Source organism: Micromonospora sp. DT233, from assembly GCF_049841815.1.
Taxonomy (GTDB): domain Bacteria; phylum Actinomycetota; class Actinomycetes; order Mycobacteriales; family Micromonosporaceae; genus Micromonospora.
This window is the reverse complement of record NZ_JBNCLB010000001.1, coordinates 848879-871112: the sequence shown is the minus strand read 5'-3', so window position 1 is coordinate 871112 and position 22234 is coordinate 848879. Positions and strand designations below refer to the sequence as shown.

At 71.8% G+C, this 22234-nt stretch carries 19 protein-coding genes and 1 tRNA gene; 10 read left to right on the top strand and 10 right to left on the bottom strand.

Annotation, left to right across the window (positions count from 1 at the left end):
• Positions 1–465 precede the first annotated feature (465 nt).
• Entirely contained in the window at positions 466–1092 is a 627-nt protein-coding gene (locus ACLQ2V_RS04125) for an NADPH-dependent F420 reductase (protein ID WP_425716955.1), read from the top strand.
• 174 nt (positions 1093–1266) lie between these two features.
• On the opposite strand, the gene ACLQ2V_RS04120 is transcribed toward ACLQ2V_RS04125, so the two are convergent.
• A complete protein-coding gene (locus ACLQ2V_RS04120; protein WP_425716954.1) occupies positions 1267–3117 on the bottom strand; it encodes a VanW family protein in 1851 nt (616 codons plus the stop codon).
• A gap of 580 nt (positions 3118–3697) precedes the next feature.
• Here ACLQ2V_RS04120 and ACLQ2V_RS04115 point away from each other — a divergent pair.
• Together ACLQ2V_RS04115 and ACLQ2V_RS04110 are read left to right on the top strand one after the other, a co-directional pair.
• Positions 3698–4300 (top strand): DUF6230 family protein, encoded by a 603-nt coding sequence (locus ACLQ2V_RS04115; RefSeq protein WP_425716953.1) that lies wholly within the window; start codon positions 3698–3700, stop codon positions 4298–4300.
• A gap of 84 nt (positions 4301–4384) precedes the next feature.
• The gene (locus tag ACLQ2V_RS04110) at positions 4385–6058 is read left to right on the top strand and encodes a DUF6114 domain-containing protein (RefSeq protein ID WP_425716952.1); all 1674 of its coding nucleotides are present in this window, start codon (positions 4385–4387) and stop codon (positions 6056–6058) included.
• A gap of 58 nt (positions 6059–6116) precedes the next feature.
• Here the strand turns inward: ACLQ2V_RS04110 and ACLQ2V_RS04105 are convergent, their stop codons facing one another.
• From ACLQ2V_RS04105 to ACLQ2V_RS04085, 5 genes are all read right to left on the bottom strand, one after another.
• Positions 6117–7787: a DUF885 domain-containing protein gene (locus ACLQ2V_RS04105; RefSeq protein ID WP_425716951.1), complete on the bottom strand. Its 1671-nt coding sequence runs from the start codon at positions 7785–7787 to the stop codon at positions 6117–6119.
• 52 nt (positions 7788–7839) lie between these two features.
• Complete coding sequence (locus ACLQ2V_RS04100; RefSeq protein WP_425716950.1) at positions 7840–8439, bottom strand: Uma2 family endonuclease; 600 nt, start codon at positions 8437–8439, stop codon at positions 7840–7842.
• Between the two features lie 59 nt (positions 8440–8498).
• Positions 8499–9569, bottom strand: coding sequence for a PHP domain-containing protein (locus ACLQ2V_RS04095; protein WP_425716949.1), 1071 nt, complete (start codon positions 9567–9569; stop codon positions 8499–8501).
• A 72-nt stretch (positions 9570–9641) separates the two neighbouring features.
• Positions 9642–12578: a glycosyl hydrolase gene (locus tag ACLQ2V_RS04090; protein WP_425716948.1), complete on the bottom strand. Its 2937-nt coding sequence runs from the start codon at positions 12576–12578 to the stop codon at positions 9642–9644.
• Positions 12579–12802: 224 nt separating this feature from the next.
• The gene (locus ACLQ2V_RS04085) at positions 12803–13564 is read right to left on the bottom strand and encodes a M23 family metallopeptidase (protein WP_425716947.1); all 762 of its coding nucleotides are present in this window, start codon (positions 13562–13564) and stop codon (positions 12803–12805) included.
• Positions 13565–13675: 111 nt separating this feature from the next.
• Between ACLQ2V_RS04085 and ACLQ2V_RS04080 the strand changes: the two genes are divergently transcribed.
• From ACLQ2V_RS04080 to ACLQ2V_RS04065, 4 genes are all read left to right on the top strand, one after another.
• Positions 13676–14062 (top strand): hypothetical protein, encoded by a 387-nt coding sequence (locus ACLQ2V_RS04080; protein WP_425716946.1) that lies wholly within the window; start codon positions 13676–13678, stop codon positions 14060–14062.
• An 85-nt stretch (positions 14063–14147) separates the two neighbouring features.
• On the top strand, positions 14148–14315 hold the full coding sequence (locus ACLQ2V_RS04075; RefSeq protein WP_425716945.1) for a hypothetical protein: 168 nt from the start codon (positions 14148–14150) through the stop codon (positions 14313–14315).
• 137 nt (positions 14316–14452) lie between these two features.
• On the top strand, positions 14453–14983 hold the full coding sequence (locus ACLQ2V_RS04070; RefSeq protein WP_425716944.1) for a tRNA adenosine deaminase-associated protein: 531 nt from the start codon (positions 14453–14455) through the stop codon (positions 14981–14983).
• A 169-nt stretch (positions 14984–15152) separates the two neighbouring features.
• On the top strand, positions 15153–15629 hold the full coding sequence (locus ACLQ2V_RS04065; protein ID WP_425717011.1) for a nucleoside deaminase: 477 nt from the start codon (positions 15153–15155) through the stop codon (positions 15627–15629).
• A 57-nt stretch (positions 15630–15686) separates the two neighbouring features.
• On the opposite strand, the gene deoD is transcribed toward ACLQ2V_RS04065, so the two are convergent.
• Positions 15687–16394 carry a purine-nucleoside phosphorylase gene (deoD, locus tag ACLQ2V_RS04060; protein WP_425716943.1) on the bottom strand — a complete coding sequence of 236 codons (708 nt, stop codon included), beginning with the start codon at positions 16392–16394 and terminating at the stop codon, positions 15687–15689.
• Positions 16395–16469: 75 nt separating this feature from the next.
• Here deoD and ACLQ2V_RS04055 point away from each other — a divergent pair.
• A tRNA-Ser gene (locus ACLQ2V_RS04055) sits at positions 16470–16556 on the top strand.
• Between the two features lie 110 nt (positions 16557–16666).
• Here the strand turns inward: ACLQ2V_RS04055 and ACLQ2V_RS04050 are convergent.
• The 3 genes from ACLQ2V_RS04050 to ACLQ2V_RS04040 all read right to left on the bottom strand — a co-directional run bounded on the left by ACLQ2V_RS04050 (position 16667) and on the right by ACLQ2V_RS04040 (position 19307).
• Entirely contained in the window at positions 16667–17566 is a 900-nt protein-coding gene (locus ACLQ2V_RS04050; protein WP_425716942.1) for a hypothetical protein, read from the bottom strand.
• A gap of 13 nt (positions 17567–17579) precedes the next feature.
• Positions 17580–18677, bottom strand: a complete 1098-nt coding sequence (locus tag ACLQ2V_RS04045) for a hypothetical protein (RefSeq protein ID WP_425716941.1) — start codon at positions 18675–18677, stop codon at positions 17580–17582.
• 78 nt (positions 18678–18755) lie between these two features.
• Positions 18756–19307, bottom strand: coding sequence for a hypothetical protein (locus ACLQ2V_RS04040; protein ID WP_425716940.1), 552 nt, complete (start codon positions 19305–19307; stop codon positions 18756–18758).
• Positions 19308–19473: 166 nt separating this feature from the next.
• On the opposite strand from ACLQ2V_RS04040, the gene ACLQ2V_RS04035 reads away from it, so the two are divergent.
• Complete coding sequence (locus ACLQ2V_RS04035) at positions 19474–19929, top strand: Fur family transcriptional regulator (protein ID WP_425716939.1); 456 nt, start codon at positions 19474–19476, stop codon at positions 19927–19929.
• The gene (gene katG / locus ACLQ2V_RS04030; RefSeq protein ID WP_425716938.1) at positions 19926–22202 is read left to right on the top strand and encodes a catalase/peroxidase HPI; all 2277 of its coding nucleotides are present in this window, start codon (positions 19926–19928) and stop codon (positions 22200–22202) included. Before ACLQ2V_RS04035 ends, katG begins: the two co-directional genes overlap by 4 nt.
• Positions 22203–22234 lie beyond the last annotated feature (32 nt).

Sequence of the window (22234 nt, the reverse complement as noted above, 5' to 3'; positions counted from 1 at the left end):
GAAGCTAAGCCCTCCAGCGCCGATGGTACTGCACTCGTGAGGGTGTGGGAGAGTAGGACACCGCCGGACATTCTTTCGGTCAGGGCCACCCCTTCAGGGGGTGGCCCTGACGCGTTTCCGGACCCGTTCGGAGGTCCCGCCGGAATGCCGCTGGCCCCAGCCCTCTGGCCGGCCTTCCCGGCCGACTACGACCCGGCCTTCCCGACAGCGCTCCAATTTTTCCAGCGCTCCAGTTTTCCCAGCGCACCAGTTATCCCAGGGGTCCAGTTTCCCCGAACCGGGACATCGGCACGGCCGGGCTCGGTAGCGTCGGCCGAGGACCGGCAACCCGGCGGCCCTTCCCCGTGGTCGCGGCCGGAAACCGCACGTGGCGTACGCCTCCAGCAGTGTTGAAATGCCCGGGTCGGGGTACCTGCCCACAGTTCGGCCGGATCTGACCGCCGGAAGGCGGAGGCAGGAGAGGTCATGAAGATCGGAATTATCGGATCGGGGCACATCGGGGGCACCCTCACCCGGCGGCTGCGCGCTCTGGGGCACGACGTGACGGTGGCGAACTCACGAGGGCCGCAGTCCCTCGCCGACCTTGCGCAGGAGACCGGAGCGACCGCAGGCACCGTCGAGCAGGCCGCCGACCAGGCCGACCTGGTGGTGATCGCCGTGCCTCTGCTGGCGGTGCCGGGACTGCCGGCGGAGCTGTTCGAGGGCAAGATCGTCGTCGACGCGAACAACTACTACCCGCAGCGGGACGGGGAGATCCCCGAGCTGCTGGACCGCAGCCTCAGCTCGAGCCGCTGGACCGCGGAGCGCCTCAAGGGCGCCCGGGTGGTGAAGGCGTTCAACAACATCCAGGCCCTGCACCTGATGGAGAGCGGCCGCCCGGCCGGTGCCGGTGACCGGATCGCCCTGCCGGTGGCGGCCGACGACGCCGACGCCAAGCGGGTCGTGATGGAGCTGGTCGATGCCCTCGGGTTCGACCCGGTCGACGCCGGGACCCTCGACGAGAGCTGGCGGCAGCAGCCCGACACCCCCGTCTACGGCACGGACCGTGACGCGGCCGGCGTACGCCAGGGGCTGGCCGAGGCGCGGCCCTGAGCGGTCGAGGAGCACGTGCCGCCCACGGGGTGCCGCCGAGCTGCCCGAGGGCGACGCGCCCACGGCGTACCCCCTGAGTGAGCTCTACGCGACGCGCCTCGCGGCGTACCCGACGAAGATGCCCCGCCGGCGGTGCCGGCGGGGCATTCGCGTGCCTGGGGGCCGGCGGACCGGTCAGTCGGGAGCGGGACCGCAGACGTAGCGGGGCTCGGCAAGGTACCGCCAGGTGAACTTCTCCCGCTTGACCACCTTGCCGTCCTTGCGGATCACCCGGAAGGCGTCCTGGGTGAAACCGTTGATGCCGTTGCTGGGGATGCAGGACGGGCCGGGTTCGAGGTGGATGGTCTTCGGGGTGGTGATGTCGCGGCGGGGGCCGTACTCCGTCCGGACGCTGTCGTAGATCTTCGTGCTCCACACCGACACGGTCACCGAACCGGCGGTGTAGGAGGTGTCGAGCAGGACGCCGTACGGGGTGTTGTTGCGGAACTTGAAGTCCAGGTTCGGCCAGAAGATCGTCGACTCGATGACCGCCGGGTACCGGCTGAACCAGTACGAGTGCGGCTTGTGCTCGACGTCCTGCAGCCCCGCGTAGTACGTGGCGTTGAACAGGGTGGTGGTGAACTGGGAGACCCCACCACCGACGCCCGGGACGAGCTTGCCGTCGAGGATCACCGGCGCGTCCTGGTAGCCCTGGTCGTAGCCGCGCTCGCCGGTGTGGCCGTTGAGCGAGAACGTCTCGCCGGGCAGCACCACCGCGCCGTCGACCTCCTTGGCCACCTGCACGATGTTCTGGCTGCGGGGGGAGGAGAGACCGCCGGTGAACCGGGTGGTGAAGCGGGAGACCCGTTCCTTGATGCCGAGCCCCGCCAGCTTCTCGGCGGTCAGCTCAGGCTTGATCTCCTTGACCTGACCGGTGACCGTGCGCTCCCCGCTTCGGGGCAACACGGCGAGCAGGTCACGGCTGAGCGCCGCCGGGTCCAGCTGCTGGCCGGGCCGGCCGTCGACCGGCTTGGGCTTGCCCCCCTTGACGACCATCCGGGCGTCGCGCGGCTTGACCTCAAGGGCGTCGAGCTTGCCGCCGAGGGCGGTGCGCAGCCGCTTGACGTCGATGCGGGGGGTGAGCTTGCCGGTGTCGTCGGCGGTGAAGCGCAGGCTCCGGGCGATGGCGGCCGGTGGAATGGTGACCGTGCCCTTCGCCGTGCGGAGGGTCACGGGGGCGGCGACGGCGGGGCGGGCCAGCTCGGCGAGGAGCTGGTCGACCTGCTCGCTGCTCGTCGCCGGCCTGGCCTCGACGAGGGGCACGGTGACCGGCTGGCCGGAGAGCCAGCCGGCGCGGACCGCCTCGGCCGATTTCTGCCGGTCGAGGGAGAGGCCGGGCTTGGGGCAGACCGCCTTCGGGGTGGTGCCGGTGAAGATGATCGCGGCGACGGTCCACTCGCGGGTCTGGTCGCCGGCGGCCTTGCGCAGGGCCGCGTCGAGCCGGGCGGCGTCGACGGTCACCACCGGCGAGACCTCGCGGGAGCCCACGAGGCGGCTCACGGGGTGGGCCCGCGCGTTGGCGGCGGCGGCGACGGTGGCCTCGACGTCCACCGCGAGCCCCACGTCGGCGGGGGCGAGCGTGACGGTCTTCTTCCCGACGACCATCCGCAGGGGGGTGGCCGAGGTGCCGGCCCGGTCCAGCTCGGCGCGCAGCTCCCGGACGGCGTCGGCGTGGCTGCGCCCGCCGACCTCGGTGCCGAGGACGCGTGTCCCGCGCGGCACGTCGCCGGCGTAGGCGTACGCGCCGACGCCGGCGGCGGTGCCCAGGACGACCGTGGCGACGCCGGCGGCCAGCAGGATCCGCAGCCGCCGGGAGGGGCGCACGGGGTCCCCAGGGGCGCCGGGGTCGTTCGCCTCGAGCCGGTCCGACGCCTCGGGGTCGGTCGTCGCGGCCGGGCCCGGCTCGTCGTCCGGCCAGGTCACCGCGGTCACCTTGATGGTCGGCCGGTCGTCGGCGGGCGGCCGTGTCTCGCCGTACAGGGTCACAGCAACCTCGTTCGGTACGTACCACGTGGGGATGCCCCCACCCGGAGGAGACCACCGTAACTAACGGCCGGACGAAGCGGCAGCTTGCGCCCGGGCGGGAGTCGCACAGCGTGTCGGTGCGGGGCAGAGCGCGATGGCCTACCCCGAGGTCGGCGACGAGCCGGGCGTCGTACTGCCGCCGCCACCTCGGCGGGCGAATTCGGGTGATCGGGACGCCGAGGACTCCGGCGCACCATGAGGGGCACGTTCTCAACGAACCGCCAGGACCCCGTTACCAAAAAGTTACGATCAGGTGTCGGCTCTACCCCGAGTGAAATTTCCCCGCTCGGCTGGCCGCTTTCCAATCGGTTTGTCGGTGTTTCCAGGATGATCGATGCTGACCGATGGTAATGGCCCGCGCCCGCGCTCGCGGGACCGGGTTACCCGCCGGTAGCAAGGGTCTTGTGAGCTTCGTTGCTTCGGGGGAGCATCCACATTCGCGGCCCGTCGTCCGTCGAGCGCGGCGGCCCGTGGCACCACCACCGCAGCCCCACCGTGCCGTGCCGGCTGGCGTTCGACGACTCCCGTCCTAGGAGGACCAGTGCAGGATTCGGAAGACCGTCCGTCGCAGGGCGGCACCCAGTGGCGGCGCTTCGCCGCGATGATGGTGCCCGCCACCGCCGTCGCCGCAGCCATCGTCTTCGGCATGGCCAACGGCGCGATCGCGGCGTCGTTCGCCGTCTCCGGGCAGACCTTCAAGGTCGGCGCGTCGAAGCTGGAGGGCAACGGCTTCAAGCAGTACGGCGGCGTGGTGCAGGAGAAGGACGGCAAGCAGCACCCGGTGGCCGTCGCCGAGATCGCCGACGCGAAGCTCCACGACCTCTGCCAGTCGGTGCGGGTCCCCGACATGCCGATCGTGCTCACCATCAACGCCGGTGGCGGGGGCGAGCCGGCCACCGCCAAGGGCCTGCTGATCGACATGGACTCGCTGGCCGGCGACGCGGAGTTCAAGAACATCAAGATCGGCCGGGACGCCACGGACCTCAACGCCGAGGCCGCCCCGAAGTCCTTCGGGCAGAGCGCCGACTCGGTCACCATCGACGGCCTCCAGCAGGTGTCCCGCTCCACCAGCGCGGCGATCTTCAACCTCAAGGGGCTGAAGTTGCAGCTCAAGGTCGGCGAGGCGGCCAAGGAGTGCTTCTGAGCTGACCCCGGGGCCCGTGGCGGGCGACCGCCCCGGGCTCCGGGCCCCGTCTCGTGAACAGTGGAGCACCGGCAGGAGGCGCACGTGACGACCGCCAACCCGCAGTCGGCCCCATCGGGCAGGCTTCGCCAGGCGTGGCGCGGTTTCCGCCGCTGGCGGCGGAGTCGACCCTTCTGGGGTGGGCTGTTCACCGCGCTGGCCGGCCTGGAGATCTTCTTCACCACCCAGATGAGCCTCAGCGGGCTGACCTTCCAGATGGGGCCCACCGGATTCCTGTCCTGGCTCATCCCGACGATCCTGGTGGCCTGCGGGATGCTGCTGTGGTTCAGCCCGCAGCAGCGGATGTTCTACGCGATCGTCGGCGCGGTGACCGCCGTCTTCTCCCTCATCGGGGTCAACCTCGGCGGGTTCTTCATCGGCCTGCTGCTCGGTGTGATCGGCAGCGCCCTCGGCTTCGCCTGGGTGCCGAACCGCCGACCCGCCCCGGTGCCGGCCGAGCCGGCGGACGTCGCCGCCCCGGCAGCCACCGGCTCGGACGCCGACATCGACGCCGACGGGCCGGCGCCCGACGGCGCGGAGCAGCACGGCGCAGGAGCGTCGCTCCCCGGGCGCGGGGAGCCGGCGCTGATCGACGAGCTGATGCCCCGCCGAGACCCGTACGACGAGGTCAGCGGCCCGCTCACCGACACCCTGCCCCGGCCCCGCAACCCGCTGCGCGAGCCGTCCCCGGCCGACCAGGCGGCCGCCGAGGACGCCGACAGCACCCAGGTGCTGCCCCTGGTGGGTGCGGACGGCCGGCCCCGCGACGACGCCCACCGGGACGCGAAGCTGCTCGCCATCACGCTGGTGCTGCTCAGCGTCTCGGCCGCCGGGGCGCTCGCGCTGCGCGACCACAGCCCGGCACAGGCGGCACCCGTCATCCTCTGCCCCACCCCGTCGAGGCCGGGCACCAAGCCGGCCACGCCCGCGCCGACGCCGTCGGCGTCCCGCCCGGCCGGCACGAGCCCCGCCCCCACCCCGAGCGCCAGCCCGGAGCAGACGTCGGGCGGGAACGTCATCACCGACATCATCGACGGCATCGGCGACCTCCTGACCGGCGGCGATCGCTCGGCGTCCGGTGCGGCGCAGCCCGTCGAACCGACGACGGAGCCCGGGCCGAAGGAGGGGGCCACCCCCACGGCGAGCGGGCGGCCGTCCGGGTCGGCGCGGCCCAGCGCGTCGGCCACCCCCGGCGGGCCTCGCCCGGGAAAACCCGGGTGCGCCACCCCGAAGCCCACGAAGCCGGCTGAGCCGGAGCCGGGCAAGCTGCTACCGAAGATCTCCCCCGAGCCCGATCAGCCCCGGGTCGCGGCGGAGCCGTCGAAGCTCACCGGCTCCAAGGTCACCATGACCGCCCTGCGCTTCGAAGGGATCCTCGACCTGCCGACCGACGGCGGCACGCTCAAGGTGCTGAAGTTCAGCATGAACAAGGCGGTCACCGACGACTTCCTGCTCCAGGCCGGTGGGCCGGGCGGAAAGACCAGCCGGTACGCCACCGACGAGCTGACCGTCCAGGGCGACGTGGCCTTCTACGCCACCCGGTTCGTCGGGAAGCTCCTCGGCATCGAGATCGTCCTCAAGCCGAACCTGCCCCTGCCGGACGGCCTCCCGGTCACCCTGCCGTTCTCGGTCACCTTCACCGACCCGGAGATCGACCTGGCGTACGTCGACAGCAACGTCCTCACCGCGCGGCCGGCACTCAAGCTGGACCTGGCCTGACTCTGAGCCGGCCGGGCCGGCTCAGAGTCAGGCCGGCTCAGAGTCAGGCCGGGCCGGCTCAGAGCCGGGCCAGTGCCCGGCGCAGCGGCTCCAGCCCCAGCGCGCCGAGGTCGAGCGCCTGGCGGTGGAACTCCCGCAGGTCGAAGTCGGCGCCCTTGCGGGCCTTCGCGTCCTCCCGGGCCTGGAGCCAGATCCGCTCGCCGACCTTGTACGCGGGGGCCTGCCCCGGCCAGCCCAGGTAGCGGTTCAACTCGAAGCGCAGGTTCTCGTCGGGGACCCGGCAGTGCGCCCGCATGAACTCCCAGCCCAGCTCCGGGGTCCACCGCTCGCCCGGGTGGAAGCCGAACGGGTTGTCCTTCGGGATCTCCAGCTCCAGGTGCATGCCGATGTCGACGATCACCCGGGCCGCCCGCATCGCCTGCCCGTCGAGCATGCCGAGCTTGTCGCCCGGGTCGTCCAGGTAGCCCAGCTCGTCCATCAGCCGCTCCGAGTAGAGCGCCCACCCCTCGCCGTGCCCGGAGACGAAGCAGAGCAGCCGCTGCCAGCGGTTGAGCAGGTCGGCCCGGACGGCGGTCTGGCCGATCTGGAGGTGGTGGCCGGGGACGCCCTCGTGGAAGACCGTGGTCACCTCACGCCAGGTGGAGAAGTCCGTGATGCCCTGCGGCACCGCCCACCACATCCGCCCGGGGCGGGAGAAGTCCTCGCTCGGGCCGGTGTAGTAGATCGCCCCGTCGCTGGTCGGGGCGAGGCAGCACTCGATCCGGCGGACCTGCTCCGGGATGTCGAAGTGGGTGCCGTGCAGCTCGCTGATCGCCCGGTCGGCCAGGGCCTGCATCCAGTCCCGGAACGCCTCCTTGCCCCGGATGGTGCGGGCCGGGTCGGCGTCCAGCGCGGCGACCGCCTCGTCGACGCCTGCACCCGGCCCGGCGATCCGCGCGGAGACCGCCCGCATCTCGGCCTCCAGCCGGGCCAGCTCCGCGAACCCCCACGCGTACGTCTCGTCGAGGTCGACCCGCGCGCCGAGGAAGTACTGCGAGGCCAGCTCGTACCGCTCCCGGCCGGCGGCCTGCTTCTCCCGCCCGAGGGGGGCCAACTCGTCGCGCAGGAACTGGCCGAACCCGGCGGTGGCCGCGGTGGCCGCCGCCGCGCCCCGGCGCAGCTCCGCGCCGAGGGTGCCGTCCGCGTCGAGCCGGGCGACCAGGCCGTGGAAGAAGTTGTCGCCGTCCGGGTCCGTCCAGGCGTCGCACTGCTTGGCGACCTCGACGAGCTGGGTCTTCGAGCTGACCCGGCCGGCGGCGGCGGCCTCGCGCAGCGTCGTCTTGTAACCCTCCAGCGCGCCGGCGAACTTGTTGAGCCGGGCGGCGATGTCGGCCTGGGAGTCGACGCCGTCGGTCGGCATCAGGTCGAAGACCATCCGGATGTCGTGCAGGCCGCTGACGATGACGTTGACCTCGCTGGCCGTCTCGCCCGCCTCGTAGCGGGCAACGTCCAGCCCGAGGCGTTCCTGCATGGCCTCCTTGGCGGTCCGCTCCGACTCCGAGGCGGGCTCGGTGACGTCGAGGTCGGTCAGGGTGCGTCGGGCCAGCTCGGCGCGGGCCGCGTAGCCCTCGGGCGACAGGTCGTCCAGCTGGTCGTCGTGTCCGGCGATGCCGACGTAGGTGGCGCCGGTCGGGCTCAGCGGTGCCCAGTCGGCGACGTACCGCTCGGCGATCTCATCGATTCGTCCCACGCTGAGACCCTACGCGACCGCCCGGCCCGACCGTGGGCCGTGTTTGCCGTGTTCAGGGCAGCAGGTCGGCCGGGTCGAAGTCGATGGGGAACGGCGCGTCGGCCCGCAGCCGCTGGCCGCTGACCGCCTTCGCGACCGTGTCGTAGCCGCCGAACTCGCCGAGGGCAGACAGCTCCACGGCCACGTGCCGCAGCCGGCGGGAGATCTGCACCCGCATGAAGTACGGCACCCCGGCCTCCGCGCACCGGCGCGGCTTGTCGACGAAGTCCTGTCGGCGGCTGCCCGGGGAGACGAACTCGACGGCCATGGTGCAGAGGTGGGCCGGGACCCAGCGGTCCTCCTCGTCGGTCTTCGGCAGGTCGTGCAGCACGGTCACGTCGGGCTGGATCCAGCGCTGCGGCGAGAAGGTCAGGTTCACCTGGCCGTACACGTAGAAGCCGGCGGCCTCGGCGGTGGGCCCGAGGATCCGGATCAGCTTTCCCTCGCCGTAACTGTTCGTACCGACCTCGGCGGGCGTCATGACCAACCTTCCGTCGATGCACTGGTAGCGCGCATCGGGCAGCTCCGGCAGCGGAAGGAAGCGCTCCGCGAGCTGGGTCGTCCAGATCCCGTAGAGGTCGACGAGTGGGTCGTAACGCATCGGCATGGCCATCGCGGCACCTCCTCGGTTGGTCAACGCACCATCACTCTAGGTCGGTGCTGTGGCCGTGGTCACCTCGAACGCCCGGCCCACTCCAGCAGCCGGTCGGCCGGCCAGGTGTTGACCACCCGGTCGGCGGGCACCCCGCAGAGCGCCGCCCGCTCGCAGCCGAAGCGCTGCCAGTCGAGCTGCCCGGGGGCGTGCGCGTCGGTGTCGATGGCGAAGCGGCAGCCGGCCTCCAGGGCGCGTCGGATGAGCCGCTTCGGCGGGTCCTGCCGCTCGGGGCGGGAGTTGATCTCCACGGCGACGTCGTGCTCGGCGCAGGCGGCGAAGACGGCGTCGGCGTCGAAGTCGCTCTCCGGCCGGGTGCGGGCCCGGTGCCCCCGGTCGCCGGGCCCGGTCACCCCGGCCGGGCGGGCGGAGACCATCCGGCCGGTGCAGTGGCCGAGGATGTCCAGGTGCGGGTTGGCGATCGCGGCCAGCATCCGCCGGGTCATCCGGCCCCGCTCGTCGCGCAGCCCGCTGTGCACCGAGCCGACCACCACGTCGAGGCGGGCCAGCAGCTCGTCGTCCTGGTCCAGCGAGCCGTCGGCGAGGATGTCCACCTCGATGCCGGTGAGGATGCGGAACCCCTCGGGCAGCGCCGCGTTCACCGCCGCCACGTGGTCGAGCTGGCGGCGCAGCCGCTGCGCGGTCAGGCCCCGGGCCACGGTCAGCCGGGGCGAGTGGTCGGTCAGCACCACGTACTCGTGGCCCAGCTCGACCGCCGCGAGCGCCATCTCCTCGATCGGCGAGCCGCCGTCGGACCAGTCGGAGTGGGTGTGGCAGTCGCCGCGCAGCGCGGCGCGCAGCGCGGCGGCCGCGGCGTCGAGGTCGGTGCCCTCGGTGGCGAGGAGCCGGCGCAGGTAGACCGGCTCCTCGCCGGCCACCGACTCGGCGACGCAGCGGGCGGTGACGTCGCCGACGCCGGCCAGGTCGGTGAGGGTGCCGGCGCGGGCCCGCTCGGCGACCTCCGCCGCGCCCAGCGCGCCCAGGGTCTGCGCGGCCGACCGGAAGGCCCGGACCCGGTACGTCGCCTCGTTGGCCCGTTCCAGCAGGAACGCGATCCGGCGGAGGTCGGCGACGGGGTCCCGGGCGCTCATGGTCTCCCAACCTACGCGCCCGCGCCGCCGGTCGGGGGACGACCGGCGGCGCGGGTGGTGCGCTGGTGCGGATCAGGAGTACGGCAGCCGGAGCACCGACTGGTCGCCCAGGCCGAGGGTGGTGGGGCTGTTGCCGATCGCCGACCAGACCTCGACGCGTACCGTGCCGCCGGCCAGGTTCCCCAGCGTCCCGCTGCTGGCGGCCAGCCCGGCGGCCTGGGTGTAGCGCTCGTACCCGGGGACCGGGTCGGTGGCGAAGTAGCGGTACGTCTCCACCCGTTCCCAGCTTCCGTTGCCGGTCAGGTCGTAGGAGACCCGCACCTGCACCCCGTTGCCGACCGCGCTGCCGGCGTCGAGGAAGAGGTCGAAGGCGCTCTGGCCGCCGGCGTACCGCAGGTTGAGGCCCGTGGCGGTGAAGACCCGGGCGTTGGTGGGGGTGCCGTCGTGGTTGCCGTTCGCCGCGGCGACCGTGGTGGTGCTCGCGCCGCCGGCCGCGCCGAGGCCGCCACCGGCCAGCAGGTACCGGGTGGGTGAGCCGCTCGGCGGCGGGGTGGTGGGCGGCGGAGTCGTCGTCGGCGGCGGCGGGGGCGGCGTGGTGGTCGGCGGCGGGGTCGTCGGGCCGGGGGTGGTCGGCGTCGGGGTGACTCCGCCGCCCGCGTTGCCGCCGCTCCAGGTGTACGCCCCGGTGGTGGCCGTCTTGCCCGCCCCCACCGCGAGGGTGGTGCCGTCGGAGAACCGGACGGTGATCGCGGTGGCGCTCGGGTTCGACGCCACGTACGTCCGGGCCCCGTTGCGGGTGAAGACCGCGCTCAGCGGGTGGTTCCCGTCGACCGTGGTGTCCACCGCGCCGAGCGCGGCGAGGTTGCGGATCCAGTGGAAGGTATGTGCGCGGCTCTCCCCCTCCTCCGGGGTGTAGCCGGGGTTGGCCCGCAGGTTGGCCAGCGCCGTGGCGGGGTCGCCGAGCGCCTGGAACTGCCAGAGGATGTCCTGCCAGACATTCGGCTGCCCGCCGTTGTTGCGTACCAGCTCCGCCCAGTTGGTCCGCACGTAGGCCGGGTCGTAGCCGAGGTAGAGGTGCCCGCCGGTGACGGGGAGCAGGTTGATGCCCTGGATCATCTCCGGGTCGGGGCTGAACCAGGTCGAGTACGACCCGCCGTCGCCCCAGACCATGCCGACCGTGGAGTGCCCGAAGGCGGCCGGGAAGTTCTGGTCGGAGTGGTCGAACCAGTACTCCTGGATCGCCGCCGCCTGGGTGGTGTAGAGGAAGATGCCGGCGTCACGGACGGTGGCGTTGCCGGTGGCCTGGCCCCACTGGATCAGGGCGTTGGCGAAGTTCATCCCCTCCGACGAGGACTCCTGGTTGTTGCCCGCGCCGAACGAGCCGTGCCCGGAGGCCCAGTCGTGGCCGGCGTAGATGTCGAAGTCCCGCAGGTACGGGAAGCGGGTGTCGTTGCGGTCGTAGTTGTCGGCGTCGCGGATGAGCAGGTCCACCATGCCGCCGTAGCGCCCGGCGGAGGCCCACTGCGGGTCGAACTTCGCCAGGGTGGCCGCCCCGGCGATGAAGTAGCCGTAGTGGAAGTGGTGGTCGTTGAGCTCCTGGTCGGACCCGTACGAGGCCGGGTAGCCGATCAGGGTGCCCCAGTTCTGGTCGTAGTAGAAGAGCTTCTCGGTCTTGCCGGCCGAGGCGGTGAACCAGTCGGTCAGGGTGGACCGGATGGCGTTGAGCGCGCTGTCGCGGGTGGCGGTGTCGTCGACCTGGTCGGCGATCTCGGCGATCCGGGCGGCGCGGCCGAGGGCCTTGCCGGTCCAGTACGTGTCGTTGCCGCGCTGGTCCATCGGGTTGCTGCGGACGGCGGCGAGCTGGCTCTTCAGGGTGGTCAGGTCGGTGCCGGCGCCGTCGCCGACGGCCGGCAGTTCGGGCAGCACCCCGTGGTACGCCATCGAGGTGCGGAACTGGCTGACGCCGGTGAGCACCTTCATCCGGCCGCGCGCCGAGGGGTAGGTCTGGCTGATCGGGGTGGAGCCGGTCAGCGCCTTCCAGTGGTGCGGGTAGAGGCTCACCACGGTAGCCGTGGCGCTGCCCTCCCGGGCGGTGGTGGTGAAGGCGTACGTGGTGGTGACCCGGCTGCTGGCCTGGTCGTAGGCGTACGACACGCGGGTGCCGGTGACGTGGGCGTGGGCGTAGCGGCCGTAGGCGGCGGCGAGGTCGGCGCGCTCCTGGGCACTGCTGCTGGCCGTGGTCGGCAGCAGGGCGACGGAGAGGTAGCCCTTGCCGGCCAGGGTGGAGGTGAGCTGGCCGCCGCTGACCGACCAGCTCGCGCCGCTCGGGGCGTACGCGACGTAGTCGTGGCCGGCGACGGTGAAGCCGACGGTCGCGCCGTTGTTGGACCAGACGGTCGGGGTGCTGTTGGTGCTGATCACCGCGTTGCCGCCGGTGGCCTGGAAGTACGCGAACGGCAGGCCGTGGCCGATGGTGGCGCGCAGGCTGCGGGTGCCGTCGCTCCAGTACGGGGTGACGGTCCAGTCGGTCCAGCCGGCGACCTTGACGTTCGGCGCGGCCAGCCCGGCGACGCCGACCCGGATGTCCTGCACGTACGGGTAGTGGAACTCGCCGACCCCGGTGGCGGTGCCGCTGATCGCGGCGGTGGAGTTGGCCGAGAAGCCGAGCCCGTCGGTGTAGGTGTCGTAGGAGATCGGGTGGGCGTGCAGCGGCTCGCTGTAGGCGCAATCGGTGCGCTTGAACAGCAGCGACGACCACCAGTCGTTGGTGGGGACGGCGCCGGCGGGGGCGTCGGAGGTGACGAACTGCCGGGGGTTGGTGGAGAGCTGCCCGCAGCCGGAGGGGAGTGGGCCGACGGGGGTGGTGGTGTAGCTGCCGGCGCCGACGACGGCGGCCTCGGCGGGCGCGGTGTTGACGGCGACGGCGAGGCCGCCGGCGACGAGGGCCAGGGCGGTGGTCGAGGCGAGGGCCCAGAGGCGGCGGCGGGGTGGTGGTGCGGGAGGTGTCACGGGTGCCTCCATCGCGGGTACGCCGGAGAGCCGGCGGTGAGCCTGATGTGGTTTGCGGGCATTAGTTCTGTGTGAGAGCGCTCTCTCACGAGGGGACGTTAACCGTTCCCTGAGACGTGCGTCAATGTGTCCCACCGGTTAAGCCGGGATGTCGTGATTGGCCGAACGGCGCCGACACCGCCCGCAGTGGCCCCGGGGTGGCCCGGAGCGCGCCTGCCGAGCCGTCAGCGGCCGCTCTTCGGGGCCTTCGGGCAGCCGTGCCCGCGCCGCCACGCGGCCACCTCGGCGGCCGGCTCCCGCTCGCCGTCGCGCCGCCACGAGTCGAGGTAGCGGGCCGGCCAGACCACCCCGCGCCGGATCCACCAGTCGCCCTGGCCGGTGCAGGCCGGCGAGATGCCGAAGTGCAGGTGGCAGACGTTGTTGGCGTTGCCCGTGCGGCCCACGTCGCCGAGCCGCTGCCCGGCCCGCACCCGGATGCCGGCCGCGACGCCCGGGGCGATCCGGCTCAGGTGCGAGCCGTAGTAGCGCACCCCGTCGTCGCCCAGCAGCGACACCGACAGGCCGCCGTTGTGCGGCCCCTGCGGCCCCCGCCGGTCGAACCGGTCCACCCGGCTGACCTCCAGGACCGTCCCGTCGGTCACCGCCACCACCGGCTCACCGCAGTCGGCGAAGATGTCCGTCCCCGGATACCCCGAGTGGGTCCGGTGGTAGTCGACGTTGTCGGCGCGCACCGGGAAGACGTGCCGCAGGCCGGTCCGGGTCGGCGCGGGCGACGCCGACGCCCCCGCCGAGGTCGGCCCCGGCGCGGGCGTCGGCGGGGCCGGCTGCTCCGCCGTGACCGGGCCGCCCGGCTGCGACCACGCGGCGCTGGGCGTCGCGGTCGGCGGCGGCCCGCCCGCGCAGCCGGCCGCCAGCACCGGCGCCAACAGCAGCAGAAGCGGGTACGCCGCACGGGTGCGGCGTCGACGCGGCAGGGGCGAGACCATTCGGCCATCCTGACAGAACGGTTACGGTGGGGGGCGGTACGTCCCGGGGATGCGTCTTCGTGCCCCGCGCAGCCCGTATCCGCAGCACGGCACGGCGAAGGAGTGACGGCGATGACCTGGCGGCCCGCCCTCCCCGGCCACCCGCAGCCGGGGCAGCCCGGCCCGCGCAGCCCCTCGGGGCTCTTCCCCTCCGGGCCGCCGTCCCGGCCCACCTGGCGTGAGCCGCACCCCGTCACCGGGGCGGGGATCGCCTCCGGCGGGGCGCTCGCCGCCGCCTGGCTGGTGCTCTTCGGCCTGCTCGGCCACGACCTGCGCTCGTACGCGTGGTGGACCGTCCTCGCCGGCGGCCTGGCCTGGCTGGCGGCCCTGGCGCTGGCCCGGTTCGGCGACCGGGGGGTCGCCACCGGGGTGGCCATCGTCACCGCCGGCGGCTGGAGCGTCGCCGCCGCGGTCGTGGCCGTCCGGTGGGCGACCGTCGCCGACTGGCCGCTGTGGTGACGTCCGCCAGCACGGTCCGTCGCGGCCCGGCTGCGCAGCGAATCCCGTCTTGACGTACCGTCCTTCGACGGCGCACCCTCGGCGTATGGCCTGGACACCTCCCCGGCTCGACCCCGAGCGGAGTCGCCGCCGCCTACAGATCCTCGCCGAGTTGGCGGGGGCCCGCGCGGTGCACCGGCGGGAGCGGCCGCGGCGTGCCCGCAGCGAGGAGTTGCGCCAGCTCATCGCCACCCGGCGACGCGTCGCCAGCTGACCGGCGTCGCCGGGTCCGTCACACTTTCGACAGGTTTGGCCGTGCTTCGGGGCGTTGACCGGCCGGCTGCCGACTCGACCGGCTAACGTGCACGCGTAACGAATCGGCAGGCTGTGCCGGGGCATCTTGGGGGGACCGTGTCGTACTTCGCTGCCGCAGTGGTGCGCGACGAGGGCGGCTGGACGGCCGCCGAGGTGAACCTGCGCGGAGCAGGCGACATCGACGAGATCGCCGACCGGCTGCGCGACGTCGAGCCGGACGCCGACCTGTCGCTGCTCTTCGTCGAGGCCGAGGACGCCTACCTGGTCGTCCTGCGCCTGGACGAGGACGGCGACCTGCGGATCTTCGGCTCCGACTCCGCGTACGCCGAGGAGTCCCGGCTCGGGGCCCTGCTCGTCGGCGACCTCAAGGGGCCGGTCACCGGCTTCGACGACATCGAGGAAGCGCGCGCCGGCACCAGCACCGGCGACGACGACAACGAGCAGCCGGCCGTCGATCCGGAGGCCGACCCGGTCGGCGACGCCGACCTCCTGGCCGACCTGGGCGTCTCCGCGCAGCGGCTGCTCGCCCTCTGCGCGCACGAGGGGATGCTGCCGGCCGACGTCACCGCCGAGGTGTGCCAGATCCTCGGCTGCGCCGACGACGTCGAGGAGCTGCGTGGCGTCTGAGGCGTGGCCGTCCGACGGCGGTGCCCCGCTCGACGCCACCGACCCGGCGCTGGAGACCGTCCGGGCCGGGCAGCCGACTCCCGGCTCGGTGGGGCGCGTCGGCCCCGGCCCCGACGAGGGGCTGGCCACGCCGGGTCCCGCCGGCCGCCGGCAGCGGCACGAGCTCTGGATGCGCCGCGCCCTCCAGGTCGCCGTCACGGGCCCTCCGAACGACCTCGAGCCGGCGGGTCCCGTCGACGCCTTGGGCGACCTCGCGCCGGCAAACGACGACGTGCCGGTGGGCGCGGTGGTCTACGGGCCCGACGGGGCCGAGCTGGCCACCGGGCGCAACGAGCGGGAGCTGACCGGGGACCCGACCGCCCACGCGGAGGTGCTGGCGCTGCGCCGGGCCGCCGAGCGGCTGGGCCGCTGGCGACTCGACGACTGCACCCTCGTGGTAACCCTCGAACCGTGCACGATGTGCGCGGGCGCCCTGGTGCTCGCCCGCATCTCGACGGTGGTCTTCGGGGCCTGGGAGCCCAAGACCGGGGCCGCCGGCTCGCTCTGGGACGTGCTGCGCGACCGCCGGCTCAACCACCGCCCCGAGGTGTACGGGGGAGTGCTGGAGACGGAGAACGCCGCCGTCCTGCGTGCCTTCTTCCGCTGAGCGTCGCCCGTCTCCCGCCGCCCCCTCTTTGTGGCTTCGCCCTCCCGGCGGGACGGGTCAGGCCACGATCGTGTCGAGGCCGATCTCGACCATCTGGGAGAAGGTCTGCTCGCGCTCCTCCGAGGTGGTCTTCTCGCCGGTCTTGATGTGGTCGCTGACCGTCAGGATGGTCAGCGCCCGCGCCTTGAACCGGGCGGCGATCGTGTAGAGCGCCGCCGACTCCATCTCCACGGCCAGCACCCCGTAGTCGGCCAGCCGGTCGTAGAGGTCCGGCCGGTCGGTGTAGAAGGCGTCCGCCGCCAGGATCGGCCCCACCCGCATGCTGACGCCGCGCCGCTCGGCCACCTCGACCGAGGTACGCAGCAGCCCGAAGTCGGCGACGGGGGCGTAGTCGATCAGCCCGTCGAAGCGCACGCGGTTCATGTTCGAGTCGGTGGACGAGCCGATGGCCGCCACCACGTCCCGCAGGCGCAGATCCTCGCTCAGCGCCCCGCAGGAGCCCACCCGGATCAGGCTCTTCACGCCGTACTCGTTGACCAGCTCGTGGGCGTAGATGGAGGCCGACGGCATGCCCATGCCGGAGCCCTGGACGGAGACCTCCACGCCGTTCCAGCGGCCGGTGAAGCCCAGCATCCCCCGCACCGTCGAGTAGCAGGTGGCGCCCTCGAGGTAGGTCTCCGCGATCCACTTGGCCCGCAGCGGGTCACCCGGCATCAGGACCCGTTCGGCGATGTCTCCCGGCTTCGCGCCGATGTGCGTACTCATGGCAACGATCCTGCCAGGCCGGGCGGGGCGATACCGGTTCGGCGTCCGGACCCGGCGTGCTGTAGCCTCGTCGGCGGTGGCGTGTCCGAGTGGCCTAAGGAGCACGCCTCGAAAGCGTGTGAGGGTTTACGCCCTCCGCGGGTTCAAATCCCGCCGCCACCGCTCGCAACAGCGAGAACGCCCGGTCGATCCGCGAGGATCGCACCGGGCGTTCTCGCTTCTGGTCTCGGCTGCGGTCCGGCCCACGCCCAACTGCCCCGAGGCTGGCATGTCTAGCCTCGGTAGGCACCCATGAGGTCGGTAATGTAACCAGGAGCCAATTCTCGAATGAAGTTCTCCTCAAGGGCGCCGACGAGCGAGGTGACGGCTAATTCGACGCCACGGCTCCGCTCAGCCCCGAACAGTTGCTCCAATCGCTGAACGCCTCGGACGACGCTGGGCCCACACAGTTCGTCCTGAGCGATGCTCGCCAGCCGAGCACCAACCGCAGCCGGGGGCGTCGGACTCCGCATCAGGCGAATGACGTCGCCGGCGTCCTTCGCCTTCACCCGGTGGGACTTGCCCCGTTGCTCGTCGACCACACGTTCAGCAAGCTTGTGGGCCTTTGCCACGAGAAGGGCGCCGGGGCCTGCGACGCGGATGGTCGCAGTTCTCGTATCCTGCTCTGGCTCCAGGCTTGTGATCGTTCTCTCTGTGTTGTCAAGCAGGCATGCCTCGATACCGGGCGTCCACCGAGCCGCGTTTTTCCCGTGGTTCGGCAAGCGGGCGTCTCGCTTGCCCCGCTGCGGGGCGAACGCCTCGGGCACGAGCAGGTCAACAGGGACGGGGACCTGTAGATCGTCTACCTGGGTCGTCGCGATCCATGTTCCTGGCTCGATCCCCCCGCTGCTCTTCTCCTTGAGGTTGAAGCCTGCTTCCACCATTGCTTCGGCGATGCGCGGATCGGCGCCTAGCCGGCCGGGATCGATGCTCAGGTCGGCATCGGTGGTGAAGGGTGCGACTGTCATCTCGAGATCAGCTTCACCCGCCTGCAGGTAAATCGCCTGTGCTCCAACGAGGATGACAGCGCCGAGATGCTCGTCCAGTGCTTTCAGCGCATCGAGTAGGACACGGCGTGCTGCGACGTAGAGCGGGTCTGCGGAATCGATGTAGAGCGATTCACTAGCGGTCACGCCAAGAGGTTACTCACGTTTTGGGAAGTTCTGGTGTGCGCCATGCCGTTTCGTTGCTCGTCATCCATTCCACGAGCGCCTCGCCCTCCTCGGGCATGCGCCCGTTGCCGGCCAGGCAATCCAAGGCGACCTGTGACACTCCTACGTGGAAAGCGCCGTGGTCGGCCTGGCGCGCCCGTTCGAGCTGAGACTGGTCAGCTGCATCTAGAAGAATAATGTTGGCGCTTTGCCGGGCAGGCATTAGTTCATGCCGTTGCGCGAAGTCCTGTGCGTTGGGCACGTAGAGGGCCAGTTGCGCGGGTGCGGCGAGGTGAACGAACTCGCTCGCGGCAAAAGAACCGGTGACCACGGCCTGCTCGTCTTGGAGCTCGGCAAGCTGGCGGTAGAGCTGCCTCGGGCCGCTCCGTGCGAGGTAGCCACGCGCTCGGTTTGCCTTGAACATGTCGTACTGGGCGGCGCGAGCCCGGAGGAGGTTCGGCCAGTCGACGGACGTCACAACCTTGCTCCCCGCCGGCCGCTCGATGAGCCGCTCCTCGTCCAGGGTCTCCAACGCCCGCGACACGTAGGCGTTGCTCAGTCGAGCTGCTCGAGCCAACTCCACCAGCCGGTAGGGCGGCTCGTAGTCCACCAACACTCGGATCAGAGCGTTGATGCCCGCGCCTTGCAGCCGTACGGGGGGTTTTGCAGGCGGGTTCGGGTCCTGCTGAGCTCCCTCGAGGCGAAGGAGGATCGATGGCCTGGCCACTTTCAGCCGAACATTGCCTGTCAGGTCGAGGTAGTTGAGGCCGCGCTCGGCGAGCAGCTCACGTGAGCGTGAACTCAGCCATGGGGCTACGACCAGAATGGGTGGATCATGCAGGATCTTGCGGACGAGCGGTGAGATCCCGCCTAGGACTCGGTTGACGTCGCGCGGAGTGAAGCGTCGAAACGCCTCCACCAGTAGTTGGGCCGAGTAGTTGGGAGCAGTGATCTCCCACGCAGCATCACGGCCGCCGTCAGGCAGCAGGGCGGGGTAGGGCTTGAGTTCCAAGCCGCTGTCTCCCTCGACGAGCAGCACGCGGAGCGCTTCGAACGCCCGTTCTAGCAAGTTCTGCTCGAAGTCGGTAGCCATGAGTGAAACTTTGCCACAAGAGGCGGGTTTAGCTGTGACGGGCAAACGGCGGTTCTTTGTAAAACTTTGCCGATCGGGTCAGCGGCGGGCCAGGGTCGACTCCAGGCGCTGGATGAGCGTCTTGCGGGCCTTGCCGCCGCGCTCGTTGCGCAGCGCGGTCTTGAGCTGGCCGGTGTCCAGGCCGCTGGCGAGCTTGGTCGCCTCGGCGACGGGCAGCTCCGACAGCCGTTCGGCGGCCGTGGCATTGCGGCGGGCGCTCTTGGCCGGCCCGGTGTTGGCGACGTACTGCTTGCCGGACTTCGACGCCTTGCGCTTCTTGGCGTCGGTGGCGCGGCGTTCCTCCTCGGAGAGCTGCTCCCAGGCCTTCTTGGGCAGGTAACGGCCGGTTTCGCCGCCCCGGCGGGCGCGGGTGTCGCCCTCCTTGGTCTGCCACTTCTCGCCGCCCCAGCGTTGCAGGGACTTCTGGCGTTCGTCCTTCGGGCCCTCGAAGCCGCCGCCGCGCTTCTCGTACTCCTTGGTGAGTAGTTGCGACTTGCGCGCCGACCACTGTCCCGGCCGGCCGCCCTTGTCGCCGGCCTTGATCTCTTCCTTGACCTGCTCCCTGAGCTCGGGCTTCGTGTATCGCGCCATGGCCGGCGGTTACCCGGGGGCCACACAGCTCATGCGTGGGGTCGGGGCGGCAGGGCGTGTTTCGTGCCCACGGCGCGGGGCCCGGCGGGGGTAGCGTTGCCGACGTGTACGGGTGGCCCGGGAAGAAAACTTGATCTGCTCCAGAATACTGGGCTATGGTCACCGCGTGACGTCCGACTTCGAGGCTCAGTTGCGGGCGGTCTCCCTGCGCGTGACCCGGCCCCGGTTGGCGGTCCTCGCGGCGCTGCGTGACCACCCGCACGTCGACACCGACACCATGATCGCGCTCGTCCGGGCGGACCTTCCCACCGTCTCCCACCAGGCGGTCTACGACGTGCTGCGGGCGCTGACCGACGCCGGTCTGATCCGGCGCATCCAGCCCGCCGGCGCGACCGCCCGCTACGAGTCCCGCGTCGCGGACAACCACCACCATGTCGTCTGCCGCTCCTGCGGCGCGATCGCCGACGTCGACTGCGCCGTCGGCCATTCCCCCTGTCTCACCGCCTCCAACGACCACGGTTTCGTGGTCGACGAGGCGGAGGTCGTCTACTGGGGCACCTGCCCCGACTGCGCGACCGAACGCAGCCCTCAGTGGTCCGCCAGTTCGGAAGGAAACAAATGAGCGAAACCCAGGCCAACGGTCCGTCCAGCGCCCAGGGCGTGGACGCCAAGGAGGCGGCCGGTTGCCCGGTCGCGCACGACTCCGTGACCGCGCACGGCAGCGAGAGCGAGAACCCGGCGATCGACTCGCCGACCCCGAAGACCGGCGGTCGCCCGCGTACGGTCCGGGACTGGTGGCCCAACCAGATCGACCTGTCGGTGTTGCACGCCCACTCGTCCAAGGGCAACCCGCTGGGGGAGGACTTCAGCTACGCCAAGGAGTTCGCCAAGCTCGACGTCGAGGCCCTCAAGCGTGACATCACCGAGGTCCTCACCACCTCGCAGGACTGGTGGCCGGCCGACTTCGGCCACTACGGCGGCCTGATGATCCGGATGAGCTGGCACGCCGCCGGCACGTACCGCATCCAGGACGGGCGCGGCGGCGCCGGCGACGGCGGTCAGCGGTTCGCCCCGCTGAACAGCTGGCCGGACAACGCCAACCTCGACAAGGCCCGCCGGCTGCTCTGGCCGGTCAAGCAGAAGTACGGCCAGCAGGTCTCCTGGGCCGACCTGCTCGTGCTCGCCGGCAACGTGGCCTTGGAGTCGATGGGCTTCAAGACCTTCGGCTTCGGCTTCGGCCGCGAGGACGTCTGGGAGCCCGAGGAGATCTTCTGGGGCCCGGAGGACGCCTGGCTGGGCGACGAGCGCTACGTCTCCGAGAAGGAGATGTCCGAAGGCGTCGGCGCGACCGAGATGGGTCTGATCTACGTCAACCCGGAGGGCCCGCGCGGCAACGCCGACCCGCTGGCGGCGGCGCACTTCATCCGCGAGACCTTCGCCCGGATGGCGATGAACGACGAGGAGACCGTCGCCCTCATCGCCGGCGGCCACACCTTCGGCAAGACCCACGGCGCCGGCATCGCCGACGACCACGTGGGCCCCGAGCCGGAGGCCGCGCCGCTGGAGGCGCAGGGGCTGGGCTGGCTGAGCACCTACAACAGCGGCAAGGGCCCGGACACGATCACCAGCGGCCTCGAGGTGACCTGGACCGACAAGCCGACGCAGTGGAGCAACCGCTTCTTCGAGATCCTCTTCGGCTACGAGTGGGAGCTCACCACGAGCCCCGGCGGGGCGAAGCAGTGGGTCGCCAAGGACGCCGAGGCGATCATCCCCGACGCCCACGACCCGTCGAAGAAGTACAAGCCGACGATGCTCACCACCGACCTGTCGCTGCGGGTCGACCCGGCGTACGAGCGGATCTCGCGTCGTTTCCTGGAGAACCCCGACGAGTTCGCGCTGGCCTTCGCCAAGGCCTGGTACAAGCTGCTGCACCGCGACATGGGCCCGGTCAGCCGCTTCCTCGGGCCGTGGGTGCCGCAGCCCCAGCTCTGGCAGGACCCGGTGCCGGCCGTCGACCACGAGCTCGTGGGTGACGCCGACGTCGCCGCACTCAAGGCGAAGGTGCTGGAGTCCGGCCTCACCACCGCCCAGCTGGTCTCCACCGCCTGGGCGTCGGCCGCCAGCTTCCGCTCCACCGACAAGCGCGGTGGCGCCAACGGCGCGCGGATCCGGCTGGAGCCGCAGCGCAACTGGGAGGTCAACCAGCCGGAGCAGCTCGCCACGGTGCTGACCGCGCTGGAGGGCATCCAGCGGGAGTTCAACGCCGCCGGGGGCGCGCAGATCTCCCTGGCCGACCTGATCGTGCTGGCCGGCTCGGCCGCCGTCGAGAAGGCGGCGCGCGACGCCGGCGTCGAGGTGACGGTGCCGTTCCACCCGGGTCGCACCGACGCCAGCCAGGAGCAGACCGACGTCGAGTCGTTCCGGGTGCTGGAGCCGCGCGCCGACGGGTTCCGCAACTACCTGCGCCCCGGCGAGAAGACCCAGCCGGAGGTGCTGCTCATCGACCGCGCCTACATGCTGGACCTGACCGCGCCCGAGATGACCGTCCTCATCGGCGGCCTGCGTTCCCTCGGGGCCAACTTCGGCGGCTCGTCGCACGGCGTGCTCACCGACCGGCCCGGCGTGCTCACCAACGACTTCTTCGCCAACCTGCTCTCCCCGGGCACCCGGTGGAAGGCGTCGCAGTCCGACGAGCACGTGTACGAGATCCGGGACCTGGCCACCGACGAGGTGAAGTGGACCGCCACGGCGGTCGACCTCATCTTCGGCTCCAACTCCCAGCTGCGGGCCCTCTCCGAGGTGTACGCCAGCCAGGACGCGGGCGCCAAGTTCGTGACGGACTTCGTCGCGGCCTGGACCAAGGTCATGGAGCTGGACCGCTTCGACCTCGCCTGATCCGACAACAGCATCAACCGACGGGCCCCGGC

Excerpts from the sequence above, each read along its gene's own strand:
- katG (WP_425716938.1), top strand. The coding sequence starts at position 19,926 with ATGAGCGAAACCCAGGCCAACGGTCCGTCCAGCGCCCAGGGCGTGGAC.
- ACLQ2V_RS04095 (WP_425716949.1), bottom strand. The coding sequence starts at position 9,569 with ATGAGCGCCCGGGACCCCGTCGCCGACCTCCGCCGGATCGCGTTCCTG.
- ACLQ2V_RS04080 (WP_425716946.1), top strand. The coding sequence starts at position 13,676 with ATGACCTGGCGGCCCGCCCTCCCCGGCCACCCGCAGCCGGGGCAGCCC.
- ACLQ2V_RS04045 (WP_425716941.1), bottom strand. The coding sequence starts at position 18,677 with ATGGCTACCGACTTCGAGCAGAACTTGCTAGAACGGGCGTTCGAAGCG.
- ACLQ2V_RS04085 (WP_425716947.1), bottom strand. The coding sequence starts at position 13,564 with ATGGTCTCGCCCCTGCCGCGTCGACGCCGCACCCGTGCGGCGTACCCG.
- ACLQ2V_RS04065 (WP_425717011.1), top strand. The coding sequence starts at position 15,153 with ATGCGCCGCGCCCTCCAGGTCGCCGTCACGGGCCCTCCGAACGACCTC.
- deoD (WP_425716943.1), bottom strand. The coding sequence starts at position 16,394 with ATGAGTACGCACATCGGCGCGAAGCCGGGAGACATCGCCGAACGGGTC.
- ACLQ2V_RS04100 (WP_425716950.1), bottom strand. The coding sequence starts at position 8,439 with ATGGCCATGCCGATGCGTTACGACCCACTCGTCGACCTCTACGGGATC.
- ACLQ2V_RS04125 (WP_425716955.1), top strand. The coding sequence starts at position 466 with ATGAAGATCGGAATTATCGGATCGGGGCACATCGGGGGCACCCTCACC.
- ACLQ2V_RS04075 (WP_425716945.1), top strand. The coding sequence starts at position 14,148 with ATGGCCTGGACACCTCCCCGGCTCGACCCCGAGCGGAGTCGCCGCCGC.
- ACLQ2V_RS04040 (WP_425716940.1), bottom strand. The coding sequence starts at position 19,307 with ATGGCGCGATACACGAAGCCCGAGCTCAGGGAGCAGGTCAAGGAAGAG.